This window comes from Streptomyces sp. NPDC019890 (assembly GCF_044903445.1).
Classification (GTDB): Bacteria; Actinomycetota; Actinomycetes; order Streptomycetales; family Streptomycetaceae; genus Streptomyces.
Genome location: NZ_JBJDQK010000009.1, coordinates 144,968 through 171,777, shown reverse-complemented (window position 1 = coordinate 171,777; position 26,810 = coordinate 144,968). Strand labels below are relative to the sequence as shown.

The 26,810-nt window shown below is 70.4% G+C and carries 22 protein-coding genes and 1 tRNA gene; 18 read left to right on the top strand and 5 right to left on the bottom strand.

Annotated elements, in window-relative coordinates; genetic code table 11:
• Nucleotides 1–21: 21 nt before the first annotated feature.
• The gene (locus tag ACI2LP_RS24315; protein WP_404726618.1) at nucleotides 22–2,652 is read right to left on the bottom strand and encodes an SCO7613 C-terminal domain-containing membrane protein; all 2,631 of its coding nucleotides are present in this window, start codon (nucleotides 2,650–2,652) and stop codon (nucleotides 22–24) included.
• A gap of 93 nt (nucleotides 2,653–2,745) precedes the next feature.
• On the opposite strand from ACI2LP_RS24315, the gene ACI2LP_RS24310 reads away from it, so the two are divergent.
• A complete protein-coding gene (locus ACI2LP_RS24310; RefSeq protein WP_404726617.1) occupies nucleotides 2,746–3,192 on the top strand; it encodes an SRPBCC family protein in 447 nt (148 codons plus the stop codon).
• Between the two features lie 62 nt (nucleotides 3,193–3,254).
• Nucleotides 3,255–3,326 (top strand) — tRNA-Val (locus ACI2LP_RS24305).
• A gap of 68 nt (nucleotides 3,327–3,394) precedes the next feature.
• Here the strand turns inward: ACI2LP_RS24305 and ACI2LP_RS24300 are convergent.
• Nucleotides 3,395–5,704 carry a glycosyl hydrolase family 18 protein gene (locus ACI2LP_RS24300; RefSeq protein ID WP_404726616.1) on the bottom strand — a complete coding sequence of 770 codons (2,310 nt, stop codon included), beginning with the start codon at nucleotides 5,702–5,704 and terminating at the stop codon, nucleotides 3,395–3,397.
• A gap of 378 nt (nucleotides 5,705–6,082) precedes the next feature.
• On the opposite strand from ACI2LP_RS24300, the gene ACI2LP_RS24295 reads away from it, so the two are divergent.
• Nucleotides 6,083–7,753, top strand: a complete 1,671-nt coding sequence (locus ACI2LP_RS24295) for a carbohydrate binding domain-containing protein (RefSeq protein WP_404726615.1) — start codon at nucleotides 6,083–6,085, stop codon at nucleotides 7,751–7,753.
• A 70-nt stretch (nucleotides 7,754–7,823) separates the two neighbouring features.
• On the opposite strand, the gene ACI2LP_RS24290 is transcribed toward ACI2LP_RS24295, so the two are convergent.
• Nucleotides 7,824–8,549, bottom strand: a complete 726-nt coding sequence (locus ACI2LP_RS24290) for a 3'-5' exonuclease (RefSeq protein ID WP_404726614.1) — start codon at nucleotides 8,547–8,549, stop codon at nucleotides 7,824–7,826.
• A gap of 172 nt (nucleotides 8,550–8,721) precedes the next feature.
• Between ACI2LP_RS24290 and ACI2LP_RS24285 the strand changes: the two genes are divergently transcribed.
• The 4 genes from ACI2LP_RS24285 to ACI2LP_RS24270 all read left to right on the top strand — a co-directional run bounded on the left by ACI2LP_RS24285 (nucleotide 8,722) and on the right by ACI2LP_RS24270 (nucleotide 13,369).
• Nucleotides 8,722–9,288, top strand: a complete 567-nt coding sequence (locus tag ACI2LP_RS24285) for a DUF4365 domain-containing protein (protein WP_360884054.1) — start codon at nucleotides 8,722–8,724, stop codon at nucleotides 9,286–9,288.
• On the top strand, nucleotides 9,288–10,508 hold the full coding sequence (locus ACI2LP_RS24280) for a hypothetical protein (protein ID WP_404726740.1): 1,221 nt from the start codon (nucleotides 9,288–9,290) through the stop codon (nucleotides 10,506–10,508). The genes ACI2LP_RS24285 and ACI2LP_RS24280 overlap by 1 nt, the downstream gene beginning before the upstream one ends.
• 181 nt (nucleotides 10,509–10,689) lie before the next feature.
• On the top strand, nucleotides 10,690–12,666 hold the full coding sequence (gene thrS, locus ACI2LP_RS24275; RefSeq protein WP_404726613.1) for a threonine--tRNA ligase: 1,977 nt from the start codon (nucleotides 10,690–10,692) through the stop codon (nucleotides 12,664–12,666).
• 145 nt (nucleotides 12,667–12,811) lie between these two features.
• Nucleotides 12,812–13,369 (top strand): HIT family protein, encoded by a 558-nt coding sequence (locus ACI2LP_RS24270; RefSeq protein ID WP_404726612.1) that lies wholly within the window; start codon nucleotides 12,812–12,814, stop codon nucleotides 13,367–13,369.
• A gap of 55 nt (nucleotides 13,370–13,424) precedes the next feature.
• On the opposite strand, the gene ACI2LP_RS24265 is transcribed toward ACI2LP_RS24270, so the two are convergent.
• On the bottom strand, nucleotides 13,425–15,080 hold the full coding sequence (locus tag ACI2LP_RS24265; protein WP_404726611.1) for a hypothetical protein: 1,656 nt from the start codon (nucleotides 15,078–15,080) through the stop codon (nucleotides 13,425–13,427).
• Nucleotides 15,081–15,291: 211 nt separating this feature from the next.
• Nucleotides 15,292–17,499 (bottom strand): elongation factor G-like protein EF-G2, encoded by a 2,208-nt coding sequence (locus ACI2LP_RS24260; RefSeq protein WP_404726610.1) that lies wholly within the window; start codon nucleotides 17,497–17,499, stop codon nucleotides 15,292–15,294.
• A gap of 261 nt (nucleotides 17,500–17,760) precedes the next feature.
• Here ACI2LP_RS24260 and pgsA point away from each other — a divergent pair, with 261 nt between their 5' ends.
• The 11 genes from pgsA to yajC all read left to right on the top strand — a co-directional run bounded on the left by pgsA (nucleotide 17,761) and on the right by yajC (nucleotide 26,673).
• Nucleotides 17,761–18,426, top strand: coding sequence for a phosphatidylinositol phosphate synthase (gene pgsA, locus ACI2LP_RS24255; protein ID WP_404726609.1), 666 nt, complete (start codon nucleotides 17,761–17,763; stop codon nucleotides 18,424–18,426).
• Nucleotides 18,426–19,337, top strand: a complete 912-nt coding sequence (locus tag ACI2LP_RS24250) for a phosphatidylinositol mannoside acyltransferase (protein ID WP_404726608.1) — start codon at nucleotides 18,426–18,428, stop codon at nucleotides 19,335–19,337. Before pgsA ends, ACI2LP_RS24250 begins: the two co-directional genes overlap by 1 nt.
• The gene (locus ACI2LP_RS24245) at nucleotides 19,334–20,494 is read left to right on the top strand and encodes a glycosyltransferase family 4 protein (RefSeq protein ID WP_404726607.1); all 1,161 of its coding nucleotides are present in this window, start codon (nucleotides 19,334–19,336) and stop codon (nucleotides 20,492–20,494) included. The genes ACI2LP_RS24250 and ACI2LP_RS24245 overlap by 4 nt, the downstream gene beginning before the upstream one ends.
• Nucleotides 20,495–20,594: 100 nt before the next feature.
• Nucleotides 20,595–21,140 (top strand): hypothetical protein, encoded by a 546-nt coding sequence (locus ACI2LP_RS24240; RefSeq protein WP_404726606.1) that lies wholly within the window; start codon nucleotides 20,595–20,597, stop codon nucleotides 21,138–21,140.
• A 116-nt stretch (nucleotides 21,141–21,256) separates the two neighbouring features.
• Entirely contained in the window at nucleotides 21,257–22,171 is a 915-nt protein-coding gene (gene pdxS, locus ACI2LP_RS24235; RefSeq protein WP_360884024.1) for a pyridoxal 5'-phosphate synthase lyase subunit PdxS, read from the top strand.
• Nucleotides 22,171–22,761 (top strand): pyridoxal 5'-phosphate synthase glutaminase subunit PdxT, encoded by a 591-nt coding sequence (gene pdxT, locus ACI2LP_RS24230; RefSeq protein WP_404726605.1) that lies wholly within the window; start codon nucleotides 22,171–22,173, stop codon nucleotides 22,759–22,761. Before pdxS ends, pdxT begins: the two co-directional genes overlap by 1 nt.
• A 63-nt stretch (nucleotides 22,762–22,824) precedes the next feature.
• Complete coding sequence (locus ACI2LP_RS24225; protein ID WP_404726604.1) at nucleotides 22,825–23,577, top strand: YebC/PmpR family DNA-binding transcriptional regulator; 753 nt, start codon at nucleotides 22,825–22,827, stop codon at nucleotides 23,575–23,577.
• Between the two features lie 141 nt (nucleotides 23,578–23,718).
• Nucleotides 23,719–24,249: a crossover junction endodeoxyribonuclease RuvC gene (gene ruvC, locus ACI2LP_RS24220; protein ID WP_404726603.1), complete on the top strand. Its 531-nt coding sequence runs from the start codon at nucleotides 23,719–23,721 to the stop codon at nucleotides 24,247–24,249.
• Nucleotides 24,246–24,863 carry a Holliday junction branch migration protein RuvA gene (ruvA, locus tag ACI2LP_RS24215; RefSeq protein ID WP_404726602.1) on the top strand — a complete coding sequence of 206 codons (618 nt, stop codon included), beginning with the start codon at nucleotides 24,246–24,248 and terminating at the stop codon, nucleotides 24,861–24,863. Before ruvC ends, ruvA begins: the two co-directional genes overlap by 4 nt.
• 52 nt (nucleotides 24,864–24,915) lie before the next feature.
• Nucleotides 24,916–25,995: a Holliday junction branch migration DNA helicase RuvB gene (gene ruvB, locus ACI2LP_RS24210; RefSeq protein WP_404726601.1), complete on the top strand. Its 1,080-nt coding sequence runs from the start codon at nucleotides 24,916–24,918 to the stop codon at nucleotides 25,993–25,995.
• 165 nt (nucleotides 25,996–26,160) lie between these two features.
• Entirely contained in the window at nucleotides 26,161–26,673 is a 513-nt protein-coding gene (gene yajC / locus ACI2LP_RS24205; protein ID WP_404726600.1) for a preprotein translocase subunit YajC, read from the top strand.
• Nucleotides 26,674–26,810 lie beyond the last annotated feature (137 nt).

Genomic DNA, 26,810 nt, shown 5'->3' with positions numbered 1-26,810 from the left:
GGGCCTTCGGCGTTCGCCGGCTCAGTGCATCCGGCCCAGGGCGTCCCGCAGCCTGCGCGCGTCGCGCAGCCGCTGCTCGTAGGTCGCGCCGACGGCGAGGAGCAGCAGCCCGGCGAGCGCGGGCGGCAGCCAGCGGGGGAGTGCGCCGACGACCTGGACGACGTACGGGGCGAGCTCGTGCAGGGCGTCGAGAGCGAGCACGGCGCCGCCGAGCACCAGGAGCGACTGGAGGCGCAGCCGGGCGCCTGCCAGCGTGACGGCCAGGGCCGCGACGCCGAGCAGCAGCGGTCGCAGCCAGTGCTCGTCGCCCCAGGCCGCGACGAGACTGGGCAGCAGCGTCGCGGCGAGACCGGGGCCGTACGCCGTCCAGGACGAGGCCTGCGGGTCGCGGCGGCGGCGCAGCAGGCCGACGGCGAGCGCCGGGACGGTGACCGGCAGGGTGTACGCCTCGGGGACCGACACGTCCGACGCGGCCAGCCGTACCCAGGTGGCCAGCACGAACAGCACCGCCGCGAGGTATCCGGCGGCCGGGCGGCGCTCGGCCCGCACCGCGGTGCCCGCGGCGATCACGCCGCCGAGCGCGAGCACCAGGGCGAGAGTGGGACGGTCCTCGGTGGCCAGGGCGACCGCGAGGAGCCCCGCGGCGGCGCCGGTGCACTCCAGCGGGAGGGCGGCGGGGTGACGGCCCAGCCGGGCGGCGATCAGCGCGACCGCGGCGGGCACGGCGAGGATCGCCGGCGCGACCTGGTGGGGCGGGAGATCGGCGGCAGCGGCGAGAGCGCCGACGAGAGCCGTCGCGAAGCCGGCGGCGGCGCAGGCCAGGATCGCCTGCACCGCACGCCCGGCACGCGATGCGACCGCGCTCAACGCCAGCGCGACGGTCAGGGTGCCCAGGACGGTGAACGTCGCCGGTCGCGTCGCCAGAGAGAGCACGGCGACGCTCGCGGCGCCGCTGAGAGCGCAGGCGAGGGCGACGGCTGCGGTGGCCCGAGCGGGGCGCACGGCGATCAGGAGCGCGGCGGCGGTCAGGAGCAGGTGGATGGTCACGGTGGCCGCGTACGTGAGATCCAGGGCGGGCGGCACGACGAACAGTCCCACCCACGCGAGTGCGACCGCCGCGGTGAGGGCTGCGGCCCGCCGATCGACGCGCGATGCGGGGGCCCCGCCGACATGCGGAGCCCAGCCGGGCCGGACCCCCGCGGGGTGCCCCTGCGGGGGAGTTCCGGCGGGGTGTGCTGACGCGGTGGAGTGGTCCGCGGGGTGCGCTGTCGTGCCGGCAGTTGCGGCCCGGTGCTCGGGGCTCGGCTCGGACGCGCTCGGCGGCTCAGTGAACGGTCGACGGGAGGCGGCCGTGAGGGTCGCCGCCAGTATCAGCAGCACCAGCGGGGCCGCCGTCGGGCCCGACTCCGGGAGCGGTGCGCCCAGCGCCCCGCGGGCGTCCGCCGGCGTGCCCGACCAGATGTCGTCCAGGCCGGTCAGCGGGCCCACCAGCGTGAGCGCGACCAGGGGCAGCGTCCACAGCGCCGCGACGGCATGGATCACCCCCGCCGCGCCGATCAGGCCGGGCCGCAGGCGCTGCGGCACGCCCACCCGTACCAGCCCCAACAGGCCCACCGCGCACAGCAGATAGCCGAGAACCGACCAGCCCTCCGGCACCGCCGCACGGGCAACGCCGCCGATGCCGGCGATCGTCGCGAGACCGGCCGTCGCGGACGACACAGCAGCCGCCGAAGGCGACCGCCAGGCCGCGAACAGGGCCACACCCGCGGCCGCCACCAGCAGCACGGCCGGGGCGACCGCGTCCAGCGGCGAATCCGCCGTCACCGACTGCACACCGCCGATCAGCAGCGCCCAGCCGCCCGTCACCGCGGCACCGGCAGTGGCGATGCCCCGGACACCCGCGGGCTTCGCCCACAGCGCGAGCGCGACATCGAGGGCCGCGGTGGCCAGCAGGGCCCATTCCAGCGACGGCGCGCCCGCGGAAGCGGTCAGTGCCCAGAGCGGAAGCGGGAGTTGGGCGGTCAGCACGGCCACCGGCAGTGGAATCCGCAGCCGGTTCAGCGACAGCCCGTACGCCGCCCAGAGCGCGGCGAGCACGGCCGATGCCACGGCCGAGTACGCAAGGCCGCCGGTGTCCGGCAGCGCCACCACATGCAGGGCGTACGAGTCGAGCACCATGAGCACCAGACCGAGACCGGCCAGCGACTCCGCCGTCGATGCGAGCCCACGGCGCAGCAGCGCGACCGGCGCCGCGAGCGCCGCGACCGTCACCGCGCCGAGCACCAGCGAGCGCCCGCCGATACCCAAGTGGCCCCAGCTGACCAGAGTGAACGCGATCGCGGCGATGGTCAGCAGAATCCCGCCGAGAGTGAGCAGCAGGTTCTGCACGCTCGGCTGCGATGCCTCCGACGGTGATGCCGCCCGCGGCGAGGCGGCGAACGGCCGCGTGGCGAAGGGCGGCGTGGCGAAGGGCGGCGCGGCGAAGGGCGGCGCGGCGAAGGGCCGCGCGGCCGGAGCCGGCGCGGCGGGCGGCTGAAGCGCGGCGAGCAGCCAGGCTCGGCGGGCCAGCAACTGTGACCTGCGAGCATCCAGTTGGACCAGCTCGCGGTCGAGGATCGCCAGCTCCTCGGCGGGTGGCGGAACGTTCTCCATACTGCGAGAGTGTGGCCCCCGCCACACCCCGCGCCATGGGTGCGGATACTCAGATCAGCCGTGAGTACGCCCCCGCAGGGGCACACTTGGGCGATGGACTGGTGTCGTTACCGCTTCCGCAGCGTCTGGGACCTGACCGCCCGCCCCGACGCCGTGTACGCCGTGCTGGAGCGGGCCGAGCACTACCCCCGCTGGTGGCCGCAGGTGCGCGACGTGACCCCGATCGACGACGCCAGTGGTCAGGCGCGCTTCCGCTCCTTCCTCCCGTACGAACTGCTCATCACCGTCCGTGCCCAGCGGCGCGACCCGGCGCAGGGTGTGCTCGAAGTCGGGATGCAGGGGGACCTCGAGGGCTGGGCCCGGTGGACGCTGACGGCGCGCGGCGCCGGCACCCAGGCGCTGTACGAACAGGAGGTGGAGGTGTGCAAGCCGCTGATGAGGCGGCTGGCGCTGCCGTGCCGTCCGGTGTTCCGCGCGAACCACGCGGCGATGATGCGCGGGGGCCGGCGCGGGCTGACCGCATACCTGGACAGAGGCTGACCGCGTACCTGGACAGAGTTTGAAGGAAACCCGCGGAGACCTGTATGGTTCAGTGCGTTCCCGGGCGATTAGCTCAGTGGGAGAGCGCTTCGTTCACACCGAAGAGGTCACTGGTTCGAACCCAGTATCGCCCACCGGGAGAGGCCGGTCCGTCAGCTGACGGACCGGCCTCGACGCTTTTCGGGCGCCTGTGTTGGCGGTGTTACTGGAGCCCGCTGTGCAGGGCACCGAGCAGGGCTCCGTCCGGGGTGTCACCGGACATTTCCCAGATCATCCCGCCCAGCAGACCCTTCGACTTGATGTACGCCGCCTTCTGGCCGATGGACCAGGTGTCGTCGAAGGACCACCACTGGCCTCCCGCGCCCTGATATCCGTAGGTGGCCACCGACTGGGTGTCGTGGACGACCGTGAGATTCGGGACGCCGGTGACGAGGTTCTGGTACCCGCGCGTACCGGCCTCCTCCTGGAACTGGCCGGGGGCCGCGCCATTGGCGCTCTGCCATTCGCCGTTGACGCCGCCGGCGGCGACCTCCTTCCAGCCGCGGCCGTAGAAGGGGAAGCCGATGGTCAGCTTGCGCGGACTCACTCCGGCGGTGGTGTACGCCTTCACCGCGCCGTCGATGCTGAAGTCGTTGGCATACGGGGACTGGGCGTCGGGGTAGAGGTTGGCCTGGTGGCCGGTGCGGTTCGGCTCCCAGGAGTTGTCGCTGCCCGCGCCGTGGAAGTCGTAGCCCTGGACATTGGCGATGTCCAGATCGCCGAAGATCTTCGACAGGTCCCAGCCCGCGTCGATCTTCTTCGGGTCGGCCGGGGTGAAGGCGGTCAGCAGCTTGTGCTCGCCGCCCAGGGCGTCGAGCTGCCTGCGGAACTCCCCGATCAGGGCGGTGTTGTTGGCCTTGTCCGCGGTGCTCCAGCGGTTGCCGGGATGGCCGTCGGGTGAGCCGGGCCACTCCCAGTCCAGGTCGATGCCGTCGAAGATCCCTGCGGCGACGCCCGCTCCGCCGGCGCCGTTGTACGCGGGCAGGTCTCCCTTGATGTACAGGTCGATGCAGGACTTCACGAACTTCTTGCGCGAGGCGTCGGTGGCGGCGACGTCGGAGAAGTACTTGGAGTAGGTCCAGCCGCCCAGCGAGATGACGAACTTGAGGTGCGGGTGCTTGGCCTTGAGCTTCTTCAGCTGGTTGAAGTTGCCGCGCAGCTTGCCCCAGCCGTCGTCGGCCACCCCGTCCACCGACTGCGACGCGGCGAAGGCACGACCGTAGTCGGCCTCGGCGTCACCGGCTCCGTCGCCCTCATTGGGGTCCTGCGGATTGCCCGAGACGCCCTTGGTGACACCGCTCAGGCAGGTGAGGTTGACCGGATCGACGTTGCCGAAGGCGTAGTTGACGACGTCGAGCTTGGCCGCTGCCCCGGAGGTGTCGAGGTTCTTGACGAAATACTGGCGGCCGTAGATGCCCCACTGGACGAAGTATCCGACGGTCGCGTGCCCGCCGTCGCCGACCGGGTCGGCGGTGGTGACGGTCAGGGTGTTGCTCGCCGGGGATGCGTTGTCGGCGGCGTCCCGTGCCCTGACGGTGAAGCCGTACCGGGTGGCCGGGGCAAGTCCGGTGATCGTCGTGCTGAGGGAGGTCGCGGGGACGCCCGCGACCAGGGTCGTGCCCCGGTAGACGTCGTACGCGGCGACGCGGCTGTTGTCGGTGGAGGCGTTCCATGCCAGGGCGACGGTGCTGGAAGTCACGGCGGTACTGCGCAGATTGCCGGGGGCGGTGGGCGGGACGGTGTCGCTCGCCGGGTCGACGGTGGTCGCGGTGACCGCGGCGCCGACCGGTCCGGGGTTGCCTCGGGTGTCCTTGGCGCGGACGGTGAAGCTGTAGGTCGTGGCCGGGGTCAGGTCGCGGACGGTGGCCGAGGTGGTTGCGGTGGCGGCGACCACGGTGGTGCCTCTCAGCACCTCGTAGGAGGCGACGGGGAAGTCGCCGGGAGCCGCGGCGTTCCACTTCAGGCTGACCGTGCGGGCCGTGGTGTCGGTGACGGCCGGGCCGCCCGGTGCGGAGGGCGGTCGGGCGGGGCTGCCGTCGCACTTGTCGCCGTTGACCAGGCAGCCGGTGGGGGCGGTGATCGGTCCGGAGGCGACGAACCAGTAGCTGTACGGCTCGGTGGTGCCGTTCGCCGGGACGGTGGTGTTGTAGTAGGCGGGCGTCACGGTCACGTGCGAGCCGCTGACCGCCGCCGTCCCGTTGTAGTGCTGGCTGATCGTCACCCCGGGCGGCAGATCGAATTCGAGGGTCCAGCCGGTGACCGGGGTCCCGGTGCTGTTCTTGACGATGTAGGTGCCCTTCCACCAGGAGCCGTTGTCGGCGCTGGTGAACGAGGCGGTGAGCGGGCCCGCGGCCTGTGCGGGCGTGGCTGCCAGCCCGGTGAGTCCGGCAAGTGCGAGGACGAGTGCGGTGAGGACGGCGAGGAGCCGGCGGCGGGGCGGCGGCAGGGATCTTGATCCGATTGCAGTGGACACGGCTCTCCTAGGTGTGGGGTGGGGCCCCCAGGGCCTGTCTGTGCGGGGGTGGGGAGGGACGTCCCGTGTCTCTGCTTCTCAAGAAACTTAAGTGTCACGACCGCGTCAACGGGCCCGTGGGCGGGCGCGCTGTACCAATGACCTGCCGGGAAGGGATTCGCCGCGCTCCTGCCCCCGGTAAGGCATAGACCAATCTCCGGCGATTTTGCCGCTCCTTTGCCAACTGCCTTCAACTCTCCGTCGGGCGACGCCGGTTGCCCCGCGCCCTCCCTTGACGTGAGTGCGGCGCTCCGCTCTAATCCGCCTCGCAGGTCCAGACCAATCGTGGCGCCGCGTCCGGTCCGTCGACCCGCACCCCGCCCCTCACTGGGAGGTCACGTGCGTATCCGAAATCGACTACTGGCCGGCCTCGGCGCGGCACTGCTCGCAGCAGCCGCCGCAATCGCCGTGCCCGGCACGGCCCAGGCTGCCAACCTGCTCAGCAATCCCGGCTTCGAAACAGGCTCCCTGTCCGGCTGGTCCTGCACCGGCGGACTCGGCTCAGTGGTGAGCAGCCCCGTGCACAGCGGTACGAAGGCGCTGGCCGGCGCCGCGAGCGCCAGCGACAACGCCAAGTGCACCCAGACCGTCGCCGTGCAGCCCAACACCGCCTACACGCTTTCCGGTTGGGTGCGCGGCAACTATGTGTACCTCGGCGTGACCGGCGGGCCGTCGACCTGGACCCCGTCCGCCACCGCCTACACCCAGCTGTCGGTCTCCTTCACCACCGGCGCGGCCCAGACCACCGCCGAGATCTATCTCAACGGCTGGTACGCGCAGGGCACTTACTACGCCGACGACATCAGCCTCGACGGTCCCGGCGGCGGAGGCGGCGGCGACACCCAGGCACCCACCACACCCACGAATCTCCGCTCCACCGGCAAGACGTCCTCCAGTGTCTCGCTGACCTGGAACGCGTCCTCCGACAATGTCGGCGTCACCGGCTACGACGTGTACCGCGGATCCACCAACGTGACCACGGTGACCGGCACCAGCGCCACCGTCAGCGGCCTTGCGGCCAGCACCTCGTACAGCTTCACCGTCCGCGCCCGTGACGCGGCCGGCAATCTCTCCCCGGCATCCTCCGCCGTCAGTGTGACGACCGACGCGGGCGGTGGCGGCGGCACCGGCTTCAAGCAGGCGGCCCCGTACCTCTATCTGGGCTGGGGCGACCCGCCCAGTGCCACCTCGGTGATGAGCGCCACCGGCATCAAGTGGTTCACCATGGCCTTCATCCTCTCCTCCGGCGGCTGCAACCCGGCCTGGGACGGCACCCGTCCGCTCGCCGGCGGCACCGATCAGTCCACCATCGACGCGATTCGCGGCGCGGGCGGTGACATCGTCCCGTCCATCGGCGGCTGGAGCGGCAACAAGCTCGGCCCGAACTGCTCCACGCCCGAGGCCCTGGCCGGCGCCTATCAAAAGGTGATCAACGCCTATGGACTGAAGGCGATCGACGTCGACATCGAGAACAGCGACGAGTTCGAGAACGAGGTCGTCCAGGACCGGATTCTCGGCGCACTGAAGATCGTCAAGCAGAACAACCCCGGTCTGCGGACGATCCTCACCTTCGGCACGAGCACCACCGGGCCGACCTGGTGGGGCAACCGGCTCATCGAGCGGGCAGGCGCGCTCCAGGCGGACATCGACGTCTTCACCATCATGCCCTTCGACTTCGGCGGCGGCGCCGACATGTACGGCAACACCGTGAACGCCACCGAAGGGCTGAAGACCAAGCTGAAGAGCACCTTCGGCTGGTCGGACGACACCGCCTACGCCCACATCGGCATCTCGGGCATGAACGGCCTCAGCGACCAGCAGGAACTCACCAGCCCGGCGACCTGGACCCAGATCAAGGACTGGGCCAACTCCCACCACATCGCCCGCCTCGCGTACTGGTCGGTCAACCGTGACCGTCCCTGCCCCGGCGGCGGAGTGGTGAGCAACTGCTCCGGCATCAGCCAGAGCAACTGGCAGTTCACCTCCATCACCGCGGGATTCACCGGCTGACGCCGACCGGACCGGCGGCCCTCCCGACGGTCCGTCCGGGTGGCGCCCCGCTGAGGTGCGCCACCCGGAGTCAGGCCGCGGCGGGCAGTTCGGGCCGTAGCGGCCAGGCCGGGTCCACCGTCTCGGGTGTGCCGCTGCGGGCGAACCACGCCTGCAGGCCACGTGCCTGCGCCGCATGCCAGACCGCCTGCAGTGTGTGCAGCTCCGCGGGCGACAGCCGCTCCATCCGTGAGGCGAAACGGCGCCCCACCGCGCGCGTCACCTCCATCGCGGCCACCGCGTCCGCAGCCGCGTCATGCGCTTCGTCCAGCGCCACCTCGTACTGCGCGCACAGATCGGTGAGCGTGCGGCGGCCCTTGCGATAGCGGTCCAGGTGCTTGTCCAGGACCCTCGGGTCCAGCACGCACAGCGGCGCGTTCTCCAGATAGCGCCCGAGCGACGCGGCGCGGTGCCGGCGCAGTTCGCGGTCGAGGATGGTCAGATCGAAGGGCGCGTTCATCACGACGAGCGGACGGGCGGCCGCGCACTGCTCGGCCAGCGCCCTGGCTATCTCCTCCATCACCGGCGCGGGCCAGCGGCCGTTGCGCTGCAGATGGTCGTCGGTGAGCCCGTGCACCTCGATGGCCCCCGGCGGCACGGGCACCCCCGGATTGATCAGCCAACGTGTGACGCGCGGGCGGCCGCCCGCCATGTCCTGGACGACGACGGCGGCCGAAACGATGCGGTCCTCCTCGACGTCGACTCCGGTGGTCTCCGTGTCAAATGCGGCCAACGGGCCGTCATACCAGAGCGTCATCCCCGAACTCCTCGCACGAGCCTGGCAGATGGCGTGATCCCCCTGCCCGAAATGGTGATACCCGGGCCGTTTGCGCTGTACGCAGGGCGGTGACAACACAGATGACGGGTATGCAAACTGACGGCCCGTCGAGGGGACATCGATCGGCACAGCCCGGAAGGCACGAGGAGCCATGGCGCTCGCGCAGCCCGAATCTGGGGGGCTGCTGCCCCAGCGGACAGCACCGCTGCGAGGCGCACTCGCCACCACCGCCTGCATGGAGACACTCCAGGTGGGCTATCTGCACGCGGTCGCAGCCGCGGCCGGCTGCTCGCTGTCGCAGCCGTTTCCGGACAACGGAATCGACTGGCATGTCAGCCACAGCTCGGCCGGTCACACCGTCGACGACGAGGTGACCATCAAGGTGCAGCTCAAGTGCACGTACCAGCTCCCCCCGCACCCGCCGGGTCCGGCCTTCTCCTTCATCCTCGACAACGAGCATCTGGTGAAGCTGGCCCGCACCCCGGTGTCCGTACACAAGATCCTGGTCGTGATGCTCGTCCCCCGGACGCAGGACGAGTGGCTGCGCGCCAGCCACGACCGGCTCGATCTTCGGCACTGCTGCTACTGGACCAACCTGGCAGGCCACCCGGTGACGGGCAGGCGCAGGACCACCGTACGGATCCCGACCTCACGGATCTTCGACGACCGGGCGCTCTGCGAGATCATGACCCGGGTCGGGGTGGGAGGCAGACCTTGATGCACCGGCCTTTCGACGAGTCAGTACGGCCCCATCCGGCGGGCGATGTGCCGGAACCCTGGTACGAGGGCGGCGAACCGGACCCGGCGAAGGTGGACCCCGCCGTGCTCGGTGCGCTGCTCGACCGGCACGGCTGGCGGCGGCGCGGGGGAGCGGCGGGGCGCTATGCGCGGTGGACGCCGCCGGGGCATGCGGCCGGGGGTGCGAGTCTGCTGGTGCCGGAGAGCCGGTCGTTCCCCGACTGCGAGGATCTGCTGGGCGAGGCGCTGATCGCGCTGGCGCGCAGTGCCGCACCGTCGGCCCGCGAGGTACTGGTCGGGCTGACCGTTCCGAGCGACGAGATCCGGTGGTGGCGGGATGTGCCGCAAGGGCCTTCGGGAGCGGCGGCGTGGACCGTCCAGGAGCAACTGCGGGCGGCCGCACGGCAGATGCTGATGGCGGCGGCGCTGGCGGCGCGGGCCCGAGCGGGGTACTACGGCGCGCGGCACCGGCGGCAGGCGCAGGCCTCGCTGGAAGGAGTCCTGGTGGGGCCCGCCCCGGGCGGACGCAGCCTGACAGCGTTCGTACCGGTGCAAACAGGCCGGGCGGTCGTGGTCCGGCTCTACCACGCGTTGCAGGCGGCGCGCGAGGCTGCCGACTACCAGCGGGCGACGGGCGGGATGGAGGCGTTCGACGCGGCGGTCGAGGCGGGAGTGAGCCGCGAGCTGACGGAGGCGATCATCGCGCTGGTGCGCAGCGCCGAGGGAGCGCGGATCGCGCTGGAGTGGTCGCCGGCGGCGGGGGTACCGCAGGGGTGCGCGCCGCGGAACGAACCCGTGGAGTTCTCGCCCGGTGACCTGCCGGCGCTGCGCGAGGCGGGCGCGCGCTATCTCCAGGACGAGCCGTCCGTACCGGTACGGATCACCGGCACGGTGGTCCGCATGCGCCGCTCGGGACCGCGCGGCGAAGGGTCGGTACGGCTGCGGGTACTGGCGGGCGCCGAGGTGCCGCACGTCCGGGTGGCCCTGGACGAGGACTCCTACCGCACGGCGGGCCACGCCCACCTGGTCGGCCTGCCGATCCGGGTGGTGGGCCGCCTGGAGAGCCGCGGGGGCTTCCGGCGGCTGACGGACGCGTCGAATGTGGTGCCGGTGCAGGTGGACGAGTCGGAGCGGGACAGGCTGATGAAGTCGCTCCAGGAGAACCTGGACTTCTTCGAGGAGGCGTGCCAGGGGGAGTGAACGGGGGCTCCGCCCCGGGACCCCGCTCCTCAAGCGCCGGAGGGGCTGAATCTTCGGCCCGTCCGGGGTCCAGGGGCGAAGCCCTCGGCTAACCGTTTCGCAAGGCACCCCGCCGGATCGGTACGATTCCTATCGCGCGCGCAATACGATCCGCGCCGCCCCCTTCAGTCAGGAGAGACCGGTGTCAGACGTCCGTGTGATCATCCAACGCGATTCCGAGCGGGAAGAGCGCGTGGTGACGACGGGCACTACGGCGGCCGAGCTCTTCGCCGGTGAGCGCACCATCGTCGCCGCCCGCGTCGCCGGAGAGCTGAAGGATCTCGCGTACGAGGTCAAGGACGGCGAGGAGGTCGAGCCCGTCGAGATCTCCTCCGAGGACGGGCTCAACATTCTTCGGCACTCCACCGCGCATGTGATGGCGCAGGCCGTTCAGGAGCTGTTCCCGGAGGCCAAGCTCGGCATCGGCCCGCCCGTCCGGGACGGCTTCTACTACGACTTCGACGTCGAGAAGCCCTTCACCCCCGAGGATCTCAAGGCCGTCGAGAAGAAGATGCAGGAGATCCAGAAGCGCGGCCAGCGCTTCTCGCGCCGCGTCGTCACCGACGAAGCCGCCCGCGAGGAGCTTGCGAACGAGCCGTACAAGCTGGAGCTCATCGGCATCAAGGGCTCGGCCTCCAGCGACGACGGCGCGGACGTCGAGGTGGGCGGCGGTGAGCTGACCATCTACGACAACCTCGACCCCAAGACCGGCGAGCTGTGCTGGAAGGACCTCTGCCGCGGTCCGCACCTGCCCACCACCCGCAACATCCCGGCGTTCAAGCTGATGCGCAACGCCGCCGCGTACTGGCGCGGCAGCGAGAAGAACCCCATGCTGCAGCGCATCTACGGCACTGCCTGGCCGTCCAAGGACGAGCTCAAGGCCCATCTCGACTTCCTCGCCGAGGCCGAGAAGCGCGACCACCGCCGCCTCGGCACCGAGCTGGACCTCTTCTCCATCCCGGACGCGATCGGCTCCGGACTCGCCGTCTTCCACCCCAAGGGCGGCATCATCCGCCGCGTCATGGAGGACTACTCCCGCAAGCGGCACGAGGAGGAGGGCTACGAGTTCGTCTACAGCCCCCATGCCACCAAGGGAAAGCTGTTCGAGATCTCGGGCCACCTCGACTGGTACGCCGAGGGCATGTACCCGCCCATGCAGCTGGACGAGGGCGCGGACTACTACCTCAAGCCCATGAACTGCCCGATGCACAACCTGATCTTCGATGCGCGCGGCCGCTCCTACCGCGAACTGCCGCTGCGTCTCTTCGAGTTCGGGACCGTGTACCGGTACGAGAAGTCGGGCGTCGTGCACGGCCTGACCCGGGCCCGTGGCTTCACCCAGGACGACGCGCACATCTACTGCACCAAGGAGCAGATGGCGGAGGAGCTCGACAAGACGCTCACCTTCGTGCTGAACCTGCTGCGCGACTACGGTCTGAACGACTTCTACCTGGAGCTGTCCACCAAGGACCCGGAGAAGTTCGTCGGCTCGGACGAGGTCTGGGAGGAGGCCACCGACGTCCTGCGCCAGGTGGCCGAGAAGCAGGGCCTCCCACTGACCCCGGACCCGGGCGGCGCGGCCTTCTACGGCCCGAAGATCTCGGTTCAGGCGCGGGACGCCATCGGCCGTACCTGGCAGATGTCGACCGTGCAGCTGGACTTCAACCTGCCCGAGCGCTTCGACCTGGAGTACACCGGCCCGGACGGGACCAAGCAGCGGCCCGTCATGATCCACCGGGCACTGTTCGGCTCGATCGAGCGCTTCTTCGCGGTGCTCCTGGAGCACTACGCGGGCGCGATGCCGCCGTGGCTCGCGCCGGTGCAGGCGGTCGGCATCCCGGTCGGCGACGCGCACGTTCCGTATCTCCAGGAGTTCGCCGCGGAGGCGAAGAAGAAGGGCCTGCGGGTCGACGTGGACGCTTCCTCGGACCGGATGCAGAAGAAGATCAGGACCCAGCAGAAGCTCAAGGTTCCGTTCATGATCATCGTCGGTGACGACGACATGAACGCGGGCACGGTCTCGTTCCGCTACCGCGACGGTTCGCAGGAGAACGGCATTCCGCGCGAGGAGGCGTTGGCCAAGCTCGTCGATGTGGTGGAACGCCGCGTTCAGGTGTGACGTAGGCCCCGCACACGCGGGGATCGGCCCCCGGCGGCGTCAGCCCGCCGGGGGCTCCTTCGCGCAGTGGACGCCCATCGGGCCGGTAGCGCTCCGCGCCCGCCGGGGCGAACCCCGGCGACACGCCGCGTACGGGCGAAGTCATATGCTGCACAACATGACGCTTGAGCCGGAGCAGCAGATCGGAGTCGGGACGCAGGATGCGTTCCAGCGCCTGTGGACGCCCCACCGCATGGCGTACATCCAGGGTGAGAACAAGCCGACCGGGCCGGGGGCCGAAGACGGCTGTCCCTTCTGCTCCATCCCGACCAAGTCGGACGAGGACGGCCTGGTCATCGCACGCGGCTCACACGTCTACGCGGTGCTCAACCTCTACCCGTACAACGGCGGGCATCTGATGGTGGTGCCCTACCGTCACGTCGCCGACTACACCGAGCTGGACGACGCGGAGACGGCCGAGCTCGCGACACTCACCAAGCAGGCCATGACCGCGCTGCGCACGGCGGCGGGTGCGCACGGCTTCAACATCGGCATGAACCAGGGCTCGGTCGCCGGGGCGGGCATCGCGGCTCATCTGCACCAGCACGTCGTGCCGAGGTGGGGCGGGGACACCAACTTCATGCCGGTCATCGGGCACACAAAGGTGTTGCCCCAGCTGCTCGCCGACACGCGCAAGATGCTGGCGGACGCCTGGCCCGCATAGGCCCCGCCCAGCAGCGGATGCCCGGCCCGCACGGCATACGGGCCAGGCGTCCCGCCTATGCGTCGTAGAGGTCGGCCTGGCGCGGCGTCGGGTCCTGGACGAAGGTGCTGACCACCATCGAGCGGTTCCCGAAGCGCTCGGTGTCCACGCCGTTCTCCTCAAGCACCCTCATCGCTGCCGCGTGCGTCACGCGCAGCACCGGCGTGGCCGCGCGCATCGCGTCGTCCGCCATGAACCGGTGCCGCCAGGGCTTCTCCGCCCAGGCATGGCGCAGCCCGAAGGGCTCGGGGAGCACCAGCTTGCCGCCCAGGTAGTCCAGCAGCGGCGGGTACCAGGTGAAGGGTGCGCGCACCGCGAGCCGGACCACCTCGGGGGTCTCCACCAGCGGCAGCTGCCGGTCGACGGTCTCCCAGAACTTCACCGTCTTGTTCACCGTGACCGTCTTGGGCGCGGGCTTGGTGGTGAACAGCGAGTGCACCGGGCCGAGCGCATGCCCGGTCACCTCGACGCGGAGCGTCTCGTGGAGCACGGTGACGGTGATCATCATGGTGATCACCAACTGGCCGTCCCAGAGCGTGAACTGGACGCCCAGATAGTGGCGGTTGCCGCCGCCGAACTGCTGGTGATTGCAGATCCGCTGTATCTCGTGGCCCTTGACCTGGAAGGTCTCCACGTCCTGGCCCTCCGGCCGGGCCACCTCCTTGGCGTTCTCACCTACCGGCGCCACGATCCAGTGCTTGACGGACGGCGTGGGGAAGCCGCCGGAGTTCAGCGGGCCGCGCTCCAGCATCTTCAGCTTGTCGTGGACCGCCCGTATCACGTCCCAGCTGCGGAACTGGTTGATCTCCTTGCCCTGCTCCTTGGAGGTCAGCTCCTCGGCCATCTGCCAGCTGCCCCAGCGGGTGCCCATCCCGAGTATCCCCTTGGGGCCGGCGTAGAAGACGGCGTTGGACTGCTGCTCGGCGGTGAGCTTCTGAAGCCCCTGGCGCAGCTGCTCGCGCGCGGTCTCGTTGGGGTGGCCGGGCACCGCCTCGGGGACCTTGGCGCCGATGCCGCCGCCTGCCAGCAGGTTGTCCCAGCGGGCGCGCATGTCCTTTGCCGTGCTCTCGCAGATCCGCTTGGCCAGCAGCCAGCCGACGACCGGGGCGACGATCATGCCCCGTACGTAGTACGCCCAGAGACCACCGAACGGCAGCCGGACCAGGAAGATCACGGCCAGTACGCCGATGGCGATCAGCAGCAGTGTGCCGAGGGCTCCGGCGCGCTTGTTCTGTGCGCCCGCTATCGTCCGGCGGAGCTGGAAGACCCCCATCCACAGCAGCAGTCCGGGCAGGAACAGCAGCCCGAATATCGCCATCACGGCGGTGAGCCGGGTGTCGCGTTCCTTGCGGATCCGGGTCGCCGCCAGGCAGTGCTCGACCACCGCCTGCGGCTCGGTGCCGAAGGACTGGATCAGCGCTTTACGGGCACCGCCGAGCATCCGCACCTGGACGGCCCGCGAGAAGGCCTCGCCCATATTGGGCTCGAACAGCGAGAACTTGCCCGGTTTCACCTCGGACGTGTGCCACTCGCTGTTGGCCTTGAGCAGTTCGCCGACCGGGCTGTCGCGGTACGCGGCGGAGGCGAGCGCATGCGTCGCCGCCGTCTGTCCCGCCGAGCCCTGGAGCGGGACCTGTGCCCCCGGAGTGAAATCGAAACCGTCGTTCGCCACTACCGCCCCCATCGCCGCAAGCTTCCGCACTGCGGCCTGTTCCCAACTACCGCGCCCCGCACACCTTCTGAGCTGGGCACCACAGCCTATCGGGGGTGCACCGCCCACGTCAGACGAGAAAGCAATGCCGCCCACTGCCCCCGTCGGTCGAGCACGCGATGCCGCCCGCCGCGCGGCGATCGGGCGGGCGGCATCATCGACGTACCGTCAACTACGAGCCGTTCTCCGCCCGTTCGCGGACCTTGTCGGCGACCTGCGGAGGCATCGCCTCGTGCCGGGCGTACGACCGGCTGAACTGCCCCGTGCCGTGCGAGATCGACCGAAGATCGACGGCATAGCGCCCGATCTCGATCTCCGGCACCTCGGCCCGTACGAGCGTGCGGGACCCGCCCGCCTGCTCGGTGCCGACCACGCGGCCACGCCGTCCGGACAGATCGCTCATCACCGGCCCCACATATTCGTCCGAAACCAGGACCTGTATCTCGGCCACCGGCTCCAGCAGATGGATGCGTGTGTCGGCCGCCGCCTCGCGCAGCGCCAGCGCGCCCGCGGTCTGGAAGGCCGCGTCGGAGGAGTCCACCGAGTGCGCCTTGCCGTCGAGCAGCGTGACGCGTACGTCGACGAGCGGGTACCCGGCCGCGACGCCACGCGCCGCCTGGGCGCGCACCCCCTTCTCCACGGAGGGGATGAACTGCCGCGGCACCGCGCCGCCGACCACCTTGTCGACGAACTCGAGCCCGGACCCCGGCGGCAGCGGATCGACCTCGATCTCACAGATCGCGTACTGGCCGTGTCCGCCCGACTGCTTCACATGTCGTCCGCGCCCGGCCGATTTCTCGCCGAAGGTCTCCCGCAGCGACACCTTGTGGGGTACGACGTCGACCTGGACGCCGTAGCGGTTGCGCAGCCGCTCCAGCGCGACGTCCGCATGTGCCTCGCCCAGGCACCAGAGCACCACCTGATGTGTCGCCTGGTTCTGTTCGAGACGCATCGTCGGATCCTCGGCGACCAGCCGCGAAAGCCCCTGGGAGAGCTTGTCCTCGTCCGCCTTGCTGTGCGCCTGGATGGCCAGTGGCAGCAGCGGATCGGGCATCGTCCAGGGCTCCATGAGCAGCGGGTTGTCCTTGGCCGAGAGCGTGTCCCCGGTCTCGGCGCGGGCCAGCTTGGCGACACAGGCGAGGTCTCCCGCGATGACCTGGCCCAGTGGCCGCTGCTGCTTGCCGAAGGGTGCGGACAGCGCGCCGATCCGCTCGTCGACGTCATGGTCCTCGTGCCCGCGGTCGGCGAGTCCGTGCCCCGAGACATGCACTGTCTCGTCGGGGCGCAGGGTGCCGGAGAAGACACGTACGAGCGAGATCCGGCCCACATAGGGGTCGGAGGCGGTCTTGACCACCTCGGCCACCAGCGGACCGTCGGGGTCGCAGCTGATCTGCGGGCGCGCTGCGCCCTGCGGCGTGGTGACGGCCGGGGCGGCGGGCTCCAGCGGGGTCGGGAAGCCGCCGGTGATCAGCTCCAGCAGTTCGACCGTGCCGAGCCCCTGCTTGGCGCCCTCGGGCGCGGGGGCGGCAGCCAGCACCGGATGGAAGGTGCCGCGCGCGACGGCCTTCTCCAGATCCCCGATCAGTGTCTTGAGATCGATCTCCGCACCGCTGAGATAGCGGTCCATCAGGGTCTCGTCCTCGCTTTCGGCGATGATCCCCTCGATCAGCCGGTTGCGGGCCTCCTCGATCAGCGGCGCCTGGTCCGGGTCGGGCGGGGTCTCCTTCCGCTCGCCCGACGAGTAGTCGAAGATCTTCTGGCTGAGCAGCCCGACCAGGCCGGTGACCGGCGCGTGGCCGTCGGGATGCTGCGCACCGTACTGCGGCAGATACAGCGGCAGCACGGCGTCTGGGTCGTCTCCGCCGAAGATGTTCCCGCAGACCCGGGTCAGCTCCTCGAAGTCGGTGCGCGCGGTCTCCAGATGCGTGACCACGATGGCGCGCGGCATGCCGACCGCCGCGCACTCCTCCCACACCATGCGGGTCGCGCCCGCGACGGCGTCGGCCTCCTGCGCTGCCGAGACAACGAAAAGGGCCGCGTCCGCGGCTCGCAGACCGGCCCTGAGCTCCCCGACGAAGTCGGCGTATCCGGGGGTGTCCAGCAGATTGATCTTGTACCCGCCCCATTCGACGGGGACCAGGGACAGCTGGACGGAACGTTGCTGCCGGTGCTCGATCTCGTCGTAGTCGGAGACTGTCGCACCGTCCTCGACGCGGCCCGCCCGGTTGACGGCTCCCGCCGTGAGCGCGAGCGCCTCGATCAATGTCGTCTTTCCCGAACCGCTGTGGCCGACCAGCACCACGTTCCGTACGGATGACGGCTGGTCGGCCGTAGTAGCCCTGCCGGCGGCTCCGGGGTGTGCATTCGCCTTGTCGCCCATGATTCTTGCCTCCCGATCGATTGCCCGGTGAGGAGAGGGAGCCGCGGGCGCGGGGAGCATGAGGGAGTCCCGGAGGCATCCGGGGCAGCTCCGGCGATGCCCGCGGTGGTCTTTCGAGCTTTCCACTCTCGTCACGGTGCGTCCATACGTCGTACGCGACCACGGGAGGCGGGTACCCGTCGGTAGAGCGCGTCGGGCCTGGCTACGATGGGCCAGCCGGTGGCCATGGGGCCATGCGGCCCACCGACCCTCGGGAAGGCCATGCTGAACAAGTACGCGCGTGCATTCTTTACGCGTGTCCTCACACCGTTCGCCGCATTTCTGCTCCGCCGTGGGGTGAGCCCCGACGCGGTCACCCTTATCGGCACGGCCGGAGTGATGGCGGGTGCGCTGGTCTTCTTCCCCCGAGGAGAGTTCTTCTGGGGGACGATCGTCATCACGCTGTTCGTCTTTTCCGACCTCGTCGACGGAAACATGGCGCGGCAGGCGGGGATTTCGAGCCGCTGGGGGGCATTTCTCGACTCCACACTCGACCGGGTCGCAGACGGCGCCATCTTCGGCGGCTTCGCGCTCTGGTACGCGGGCCAGGGGGACGACAATGTGTTGTGTGCCGTCGCCATCTTCTGTCTGGCAAGCGGACAGGTCGTCTCGTACACCAAGGCACGTGGTGAGGCGATCGGGCTGCCGGTAGCGGTCAACGGTCTGGTCGAGCGGGCGGAGCGACTGGTGATCTCGCTGGTCGCCGCCGGGCTCGCCGGACTGCACGCGTTCGGGGTGCCGGGTATCGACATCCTGCTCCCGATTGCACTGTGGATCGTCGCCGTCGGCAGCGCGGTGACACTGGGGCAGCGGGTCGTGACGGTACGGCGGGAGGCCGCCGAGGCGGATGCCGCCGCGGGGCAGGGGAACGAGGCTGAGGCGACGTGATGCGGGACCGGGTGACCGACGCGCTGTACGGGCTGGGCTGGAGCACGGTCAAGAAGCTGCCCGAGCCGGCGGCCGCCGCGCTCGGCCGGACCATCGCGGACATCGCGTGGAAGCGGCGGGGCAAGAGCGTGCTGCGGCTGGAGTCCAACCTCGCCAGGGTGGTGCCCGACGCCGGCCCCGAGCGCCTCGCCGAGCTGTCCAAGGCCGGCATGCGCTCGTACATGCGGTACTGGATGGAGTCCTTCCGGCTGCCCACGTGGAGTGCCGAGCGCGTCGAGAACAGCGTGGAGATCAAGGACGTGCACCACCTGAAGGACGGACTGGCTTCGGGTCGCGGTGTGATTCTCGCGCTGCCGCACCTGGCGAACTGGGACCTTGCCGGAGTGTGGGTCACCAGGACCCTGGGCATTCCCTTCACCACGGTCGCCGAGCGGCTCAAGCCCGAGACGCTCTACGACCGCTTCGTGGCCTACCGCGAGAGCCTGGGCATGGAGGTGCTGCCGCACTCGGGCGGCGAGGCCTTCGGCACGCTGGCCCGGCGGCTGCGCTCCGGCGGTCTGGTCTGTCTGGTCGCCGACCGTGATCTGTCGGCCTCCGGCGTGGAGGTGAAGTACTTCGGGGAGACGGCGCGGATGCCGGCCGGTCCCGCGCTGCTGGCTCAGCAGACCGGCGCGCTGCTGCTGCCGGTGACGCTCTGGTACGGCGCGGAACCGTTCATGCAGGGGCAGATCCACCCGCCCGTCCAGGTACCCGAGACAGGTACCCGGGCCGACAAGACGTCCTCCATGACACAGGCGCTGGCCGATGCCTACGCCACGGGAATCGCCGAACACCCGGAGGACTGGCACATGCTGCAGCGGCTGTGGCTCGCGGATCTTGAGCCGCGGGGGGAGCAGGGGGAACAGACGTGAGGATCGGCATCGTCTGCCCGTACTCGTGGGACGTGCCGGGCGGCGTCCAATTCCATATCAGGGACCTGGCGGAGCATCTGATCCGGCTCGGGCACGAGGTCTCGGTACTGGCGCCGGCCGACGACGAGACTCCGCTGCCGCCGTACGTCGTCTCGGCCGGGCGGGCCGTTCCCGTCCCGTACAACGGCTCGGTCGCCCGGCTGAACTTCGGTTTCCTGTCGGCCGCGCGGGTGCGGCGCTGGCTGCACGACGGCACCTTCGACGTGATCCACATCCATGAGCCGGCCTCGCCGTCGCTGGGGCTGCTGAGCTGCTGGGCCGCGCAGGGTCCGATCGTCGCGACGTTCCACACCTCCAACCCGCGCTCGCGCGCCATGATCGCGGCGTACCCGATCCTGCAGCCCGCGCTGGAGAAGATCAGCGCGCGGATCGCGGTGAGCGAGTACGCCCGCCGCACGCTCGTCGAGCATCTCGGCGGTGACGCCGTCGTCATCCCGAACGGCGTCGATGTCGGCTTCTTCGACAAGGCCGAGCCGAAGGCGGAGTGGCAGGGCAACACGATCGGCTTCATAGGGCGCATCGACGAGCCCCGCAAGGGCCTGCCGGTGCTGATGGCGGCGTTCCCGAAGATCGTCGCGGCCTGCCCTGAGGTACGGCTGCTGGTGGCGGGGCGAGGGGACGAGGAGGAGGCGGTAGCTTCCCTGCCCGTCGAGATGCGCGAGCGGGTCGAGTTCCTCGGGATGGTCAGCGACGAGGACAAGGCGCGGCTGCTGCGCAGCGTGGATGTGTACGTCGCGCCCAACACCGGGGGCGAGAGCTTCGGCATCATCCTCGTCGAGGCGATGTCGGCGGGCGCGCCGGTGCTCGCTTCGGACCTGGACGCGTTTGCGCAGGTCCTGGACCAGGGCGCGGCGGGCGAGTTGTTCGCGAACGAGGACGCGGACGCGCTGGCATCGGCGGCGGTACGGCTGCTGGGCGACCCGGAGCGGCGTGCGGAGCTGCGGGCGCGGGGCAGCGCGCATGTGCGCCGCTTCGACTGGGCGACGGTGGGGGCGGACATTCTGTCGGTGTACGAGACGGTGACGGACGGCGCGGCGTCGGTGGCGGCGGACGAGAGGCCGGGCTTCCGCTCGAGGTTCGGCCTGGCGCGGGACTGATTTTTCCCCACCCCGCCCTCTCCCTACGGCCGCCAGGCCGTAGGGAGAGGGCGGGGTGGGGGCAAAGCCCGCCGCAGGCGCACCGGTAGCCTTGCCGCCCGTGACCGTAACCCTCATCTGGATCGCCGTCGCCCTCATCGCGATCGGCCTGTATCTGAGCTGGACCGCCGGCCGCCTCGACCGGCTGCACTCGCGCATCGACGCCGCCCGTGCCGCCCTCGACGCCCAACTCCTGCGCCGCGCCTCGGTCACCCAGGAACTCGCCACCTCCGGCGTGCTCGATCCGGCCGCCTCGATCGTGCTGTACGAGGCCGCGCACGCCGCGCGGCAGGCGGAGGAGGAGCACCGCGAAGTCGCGGAGAGCGAGCTCAGCGCGGCGCTGCGGGCCGTGTTCGGCGAGGCCGCGCAGGTCGAGGCTGTACGCGAGGTCCCGGGCGGCGAGGACGCCGCGGGCGAACTCGCGCAGGCCGTGCGCCGGGTCCCGATGGCCCGCCGCTTCCACAACGACGCTGTGCGTGCGGCGCGGGCACTGCGCCGCCACCGCAAGGTCCGCTGGTTCCGGCTGGCCGGGCACGCCCCGTTCCCGCTGGCCTTCGAGATGGACGACGAGCCGCCGGCCGCGCTGGCCGACCGCCCCGGAACCTAGGAGGGCCCAAGCGGGCCAAAACGATCCACCGGCTGTTCATTGGCCCTTGCTGTGGACTGGTCCACTCATGTTCCATGCGGTGGCAACACAACGTCTTCTTCGAGTGAGGTCCATCCGTGTCCAGCACGCTCCCCACCACCCCGCTGTCCCCTGAGACCGGCACCGCGCGCGTGAAGCGCGGCATGGCCGAGCAGCTCAAGGGCGGCGTGATCATGGACGTGGTCAACGCCGAGCAGGCGAAGATAGCCGAGGACGCCGGCGCTGTCGCGGTCATGGCCCTGGAGCGGGTCCCGGCCGACATCCGCAAGGACGGCGGCGTGGCCCGGATGTCCGACCCGAACATGATCGAAGAGATCATCGAGGCCGTTTCCATCCCGGTCATGGCCAAGTCCCGCATCGGCCACTTCGTCGAGGCCCAGGTCCTGCAGTCCCTCGGTGTCGACTACATCGACGAGTCCGAGGTGCTGACCCCGGCCGACGAGGTCAACCACAGCGACAAGTGGGCGTTCACGACCCCCTTCGTCTGTGGCGCCACCAACCTGGGTGAGGCCCTGCGCCGTATCGCCGAGGGCGCGGCCATGATCCGCTCGAAGGGCGAGGCGGGCACCGGCAACGTCGTCGAGGCCGTCCGCCACCTGCGCCAGATCAAGAACGAGATCGCCAAGCTGCGCGGCTTCGACAACAACGAGCTGTACGCCGCCGCCAAGGAGCTCCGCGCCCCGTACGAGCTGGTCAAGGAGGTCTCCGAGCTCGGCAAGCTGCCGGTCGTGCTGTTCTCCGCCGGTGGTGTGGCCACCCCCGCCGACGCCGCGCTCATGCGCCAGCTCGGCGCCGAGGGGGTCTTCGTCGGCTCCGGCATCTTCAAGTCGGGCGACCCCGCCAAGCGCGCCGCGGCCATCGTGAAGGCCACCACCTTCTACGACGACCCCAAGATCATCGCGGACGCCTCCCGCAACCTCGGCGAGGCCATGGTCGGCATCAACTGCGACACGCTCCCCGAGACCGAGCGCTACGCGAACCGAGGCTGGTAATGACCACTCCCGTCATAGGCGTCCTGGCCCTCCAGGGCGACGTACGGGAGCACCTGATCGCCCTGGCCGCGGCCGACGCCGTGGCCAGGCCGGTGAGGCGCCCCGACGAGCTCGCCGAGGTCGACGGCCTGGTGATCCCCGGCGGCGAGTCCACCACCATGTCCAAGCTCGCGGTGCTGTTCGACATGATGCAGCCGCTGCGCGAGCGGATCGCCGCGGGACTGCCCGTCTACGGCACCTGCGCCGGCCTGATCATGCTCGCCGACAAGATCCTCGACCCGCGCTCGGGCCAGGAGACGTTCGGCGGCATCGACATGATCGTCCGCCGCAATGCCTTCGGCCGGCAGAACGAGTCCTTCGAGGCCGCCGTGGAGGTCAACGGCGTGACCGAAGGGCCGGTCGAGGGTGTCTTCATCCGCGCCCCCTGGGTGGAGTCGGTCGGCGCTCAGGTCGAGGTGCTCGCCGAGCACGACGGCCACATCGTCGCAGTACGGCAGGGCAACGCCCTCGCCACCTCGTTCCACCCCGAACTCACCGGCGATCACCGGATGCACGGCCTCTTTGTGGACATGGTGCGCGCGGCCGGGTGACCTCATCCCGGTAGGATCTCTGGCGAACGCAGCAGGAATGGGTTACGCGAAGGAGACAGGCAGATGTCCGGCCACTCTAAATGGGCTACGACGAAGCACAAGAAGGCCGTGATCGACGCCAAGCGCGGCAAGCTCTTCGCGAAGCTGATCAAGAACATCGAGGTCGCGGCCCGGACCGGCGGCGCGGATGTGGACGGTAACCCGACCCTCTTCGACGCCATTCAGAAGGCGAAGAAGAGCTCGGTCCCGAACAAGAACATCGACTCCGCGGTCAAGCGCGGCGCCGGTCTCGAGGCGGGCGGCGCCGACTACGAGACGATCATGTACGAGGGCTACGGCCCGAACGGCGTCGCGGTGCTCATCGAGTGCCTCACCGACAACCGCAACCGCGCGGCCTCCGACGTACGTGTCGCGATGACCCGCAACGGCGGCTCGATGGCCGACCCGGGCTCCGTCTCGTACCTCTTCAACCGCAAGGGCGTGGTGATCGTCCCCAAGGGTGAGCTGAACGAGGACGACGTCCTGGGCGCGGTCCTGGACGCGGGCGCCGAGGAGGTCAACGACCTCGGTGAGTCCTTCGAGGTGCTCAGCGAGGCCACCGACCTGGTCGCGGTGCGCACCGCGCTCCAGGAGGCCGGCATCGACTACGACTCGGCCGAGGCCAACTTCGTGCCGACCATGCAGGTCGAGCTGGAGGAAGAGGGCGCGCGCAAGATCTTCAAGCTGATCGACGCGCTCGAGGACAGCGACGACGTGCAGAACGTCTTCGCCAACTTCGACGTCTCGGACGAGGTCATGGAGAAGGTCGACGCCTGATCCGGTTCTTCCGGTCCGGCTGCTGAACCGGCTTCCTACGACGGGCCGACGGGGACACACCCCGTCGGCCCGTCGCGTTGTCGGCCGTTGTCAGTGGGAGCCGATAGCCTGCACAAACAGATGAACGAAGGAGGGGTGGGCGTGCGCGTGCTGGGGGTGGACCCGGGGCTTACCCGATGCGGCGTCGGCGTGGTCGAAGGCGTCGCCGGCCGCCCTCTGACAATGCTCGGCGCAGGAGTCGTACGCACTCCGGCCGACGCGGAACTCGGCAGCCGGCTCGTCGCCATCGAGCAGGGCATCGAGCAGTGGCTGGACGAGCACCGGCCCCAATTCGTCGCCGTGGAGCGGGTGTTCAGCCAGCACAATGTCCGTACGGTCATGGGCACCGCACAGGCCAGTGCCATCGCCATGCTGTGCGCGACCCGCCGCGGCATCCCCGTCGCCCTGCACACCCCCAGCGAGGTCAAGGCCTCGGTCACCGGCAGCGGCCGGGCCGACAAGGCCCAGGTCGGGGCGATGGTGACGAGGCTGCTGCGGCTCGACGCGCCGCCCAAGCCCGCGGACGCGGCGGACGCCCTCGCGCTCGCCATCTGTCATATCTGGCGGGCCCCCGCCCAGAACAGGCTCCAGCAGGCCGTCGCCCTGCATGCAGCGAAAGGCCGCACGTCATGATCGCCTTTGTGAGCGGCCCGGTCGCCGCCCTCGCCCCCACCACCGCCGTCATCGAGGTCGGCGGTGTCGGCATGGCCGTCCAGTGCACGCCGAACACGCTGTCGGAGCTGAGGATCGGTCAGGAGGCCCGGCTCGCCACCTCGTTGGTGGTGCGGGAGGACTCGCTGACCCTGTACGGCTTCGCCGACGACGACGAGCGACAGATCTTCGAGCTGCTGCAGACCGCGAGCGGCGTCGGCCCGCGGCTCGCTCAGGCGATGCTCGCGGTCCATGCGCCGGACGCGCTGCGCATCGCCGTCGCCACCGGCGACGAGAAGGCGCTGACCGCGGTGCCCGGCATCGGCAAGAAGGGTGCGCAGAAGCTGCTTCTGGAGCTGAAGGACCGACTCGGCGAGCCGGTCGGCGCACATATCGGCAGACAGGGCATCGGTACCGCGGTCTCCGCATCCTGGCGGGACCAGCTGCACGCGGCACTGATCGGCCTCGGCTACGCCACTCGCGAGGCCGACGAGGCGGTCGGCGCGGTCGCCCCCCAGGCCGAGGCTGCGGGCGGCGCCCCGAATGTGGGCCGGCTGCTGAAGGCTGCCCTCCAGACCCTGAACCGCACCCGCTGACCCCGCAGCACCTGATCCGCCGAAACCCGCCGAACCCGCGAGGCAATCCACTGTGAACTGGGACGACACCGCACCCACGACCGACGACCCCGCAGCCGACCGACTCGTCGGCGCGTCCGCCGACGGCGAGGACCAGGCCGTCGAGGCGGCGCTGCGGCCGAAGTCGCTGGAGGAGTTCGTCGGCCAGGAACGCGTCCGCGAGCAGCTGGACCTCGTCCTGAAAGCGGCGCTCGCGCGGGGTGCCACCGCCGATCATGTCCTGCTCTCCGGCGCCCCCGGCCTGGGCAAGACCACCCTCTCCATGATCATCGCGGCCGAGATGAAGGCCCCGATCCGGATCACCTCGGGCCCCGCCATCCAGCACGCCGGCGATCTGGCCGCGATCCTTTCCTCCCTCCAGGAGGGCGAGGTTCTCTTCCTGGACGAGATCCACCGGATGTCCCGGCCCGCCGAAGAAATGCTGTACATGGCCATGGAGGACTTCCGGGTCGACGTGATCGTCGGCAAGGGCCCCGGCGCCACCGCCATCCCCCTCGAACTGCCTCCGTTCACGCTGGTCGGCGCCACCACCCGGGCCGGATTGCTGCCGCCCCCGCTGCGCGACCGCTTCGGCTTCACCGCGCACATGGAGTTCTACGACCCCGCCGAGCTGGAACGCGTCATCCACCGCTCCGCCCAGCTCCTCGACGTCGAGATAGAGGCCGACGGCGCCGCCGAGATCGCCGGCCGCTCCCGCGGGACACCCCGTATCGCCAACCGGCTGCTGCGCCGCGTCCGCGACTACGCGCAGGTCAAGGTGGACGGCCTGATCACCCGCGAGGTGGCAGCCGCCGCCCTGAAGGTGTACGAGGTGGACGCCCGCGGCCTTGACCGCTTGGACCGTGCCGTGCTCCAGGCGCTGCTCAAGCTGTTCGGCGGCGGCCCGGTGGGCCTGTCCACCCTGGCGGTGGCCGTGGGGGAGGAGCGCGAGACGGTCGAGGAGGTGGCCGAGCCCTTCCTGGTGCGGGAGGGGCTACTGGCCCGTACCCCGCGCGGGCGGGTCGCCACCCCGGCCGCCTGGGCCCACCTCGGACTCGTACCACCGCAGCAGGCCCCGGGCGCAAGCGGACAACAGGGCCTGTTCGGGGCGTGACGGCGCGGGTACTCGCCGGGCCCGGAACCTCGGTGGGATGCTGGGCGTTGTTCCATTGATGCGGACTCGCTTAGACTCCGCCGATGCCGCCCTTCCAGGTCGGCAGCCCACCCCCGTAGATAAGGCCGCCTCTTCAGCGCGGTCGTGCGAAGGAAGTTCCGTCCCGTGAGTCTCGTGACCCTCCTCCCCTTCATTGTGCTCATCGGGGCCATGTTCCTGATGACCCGGTCGGCCAAGAAGAAGCAGCAGCAGGCCGTGCAGATGCGTAACCAGATGCAGCCCGGCACGGGCGTCCGGACGATCGGGGGCATGTACGCCACCGTCAAGGAGCTTCACGACGACACGGTCCTCCTTGAGGTTGCCCCCGGCGTCCACGCGGTTTACGCGAAGAACTCCATCGGCGCGGTGCTCGACGACGCCGAATACAACCGCATCGTGCACGGCGACAGCGACCTCAAGGTCGACGGTGACATCGTGCCGGACGACGCTTCCTCGCTGACCGAGGCCACGACCGAGGCCACCGACTCCGACTCCGACTCCGCGGACGACGCCAAGATCGACCTGGGCAAGAAGCCCGAGGCCGACGTCGCGGACACCAAGGACGACGAGGCCGAGGCGAAGGACGACGACGCGGAGCCCAAGGACGGCAAGGCCAACGGCGAGACCGACGCGAAGTAGCCATGATCGGGGACCGCAGCGGCGCCCATAGGTGCCCGGCGGTCCCCCGGTCGTGTTGACTTCTGCGGGGGCAGGTCCCCACAACACTTCGTGGCCGCCCTTGCGCACACCCGGCGCGGGGCGGTTGGACAGGGAGA

Excerpts from the sequence above, each read along its gene's own strand:
- ACI2LP_RS24260 (WP_404726610.1), bottom strand. The coding sequence starts at position 17,499 with ATGGGCGACAAGGCGAATGCACACCCCGGAGCCGCCGGCAGGGCTACT.
- ACI2LP_RS24285 (WP_360884054.1), top strand. The coding sequence starts at position 8,722 with ATGGCGCTCGCGCAGCCCGAATCTGGGGGGCTGCTGCCCCAGCGGACA.
- ACI2LP_RS24250 (WP_404726608.1), top strand. The coding sequence starts at position 18,426 with ATGCGGGACCGGGTGACCGACGCGCTGTACGGGCTGGGCTGGAGCACG.
- ACI2LP_RS24310 (WP_404726617.1), top strand. The coding sequence starts at position 2,746 with ATGGACTGGTGTCGTTACCGCTTCCGCAGCGTCTGGGACCTGACCGCC.
- ACI2LP_RS24315 (WP_404726618.1), bottom strand. The coding sequence starts at position 2,652 with ATGGAGAACGTTCCGCCACCCGCCGAGGAGCTGGCGATCCTCGACCGC.
- ACI2LP_RS24280 (WP_404726740.1), top strand. The coding sequence starts at position 9,288 with ATGCACCGGCCTTTCGACGAGTCAGTACGGCCCCATCCGGCGGGCGAT.
- ACI2LP_RS24290 (WP_404726614.1), bottom strand. The coding sequence starts at position 8,549 with ATGACGCTCTGGTATGACGGCCCGTTGGCCGCATTTGACACGGAGACC.
- ACI2LP_RS24270 (WP_404726612.1), top strand. The coding sequence starts at position 12,812 with ATGCTGCACAACATGACGCTTGAGCCGGAGCAGCAGATCGGAGTCGGG.
- ruvA (WP_404726602.1), top strand. The coding sequence starts at position 24,246 with ATGATCGCCTTTGTGAGCGGCCCGGTCGCCGCCCTCGCCCCCACCACC.
- pgsA (WP_404726609.1), top strand. The coding sequence starts at position 17,761 with ATGCTGAACAAGTACGCGCGTGCATTCTTTACGCGTGTCCTCACACCG.
- pdxT (WP_404726605.1), top strand. The coding sequence starts at position 22,171 with ATGACCACTCCCGTCATAGGCGTCCTGGCCCTCCAGGGCGACGTACGG.
- ACI2LP_RS24225 (WP_404726604.1), top strand. The coding sequence starts at position 22,825 with ATGTCCGGCCACTCTAAATGGGCTACGACGAAGCACAAGAAGGCCGTG.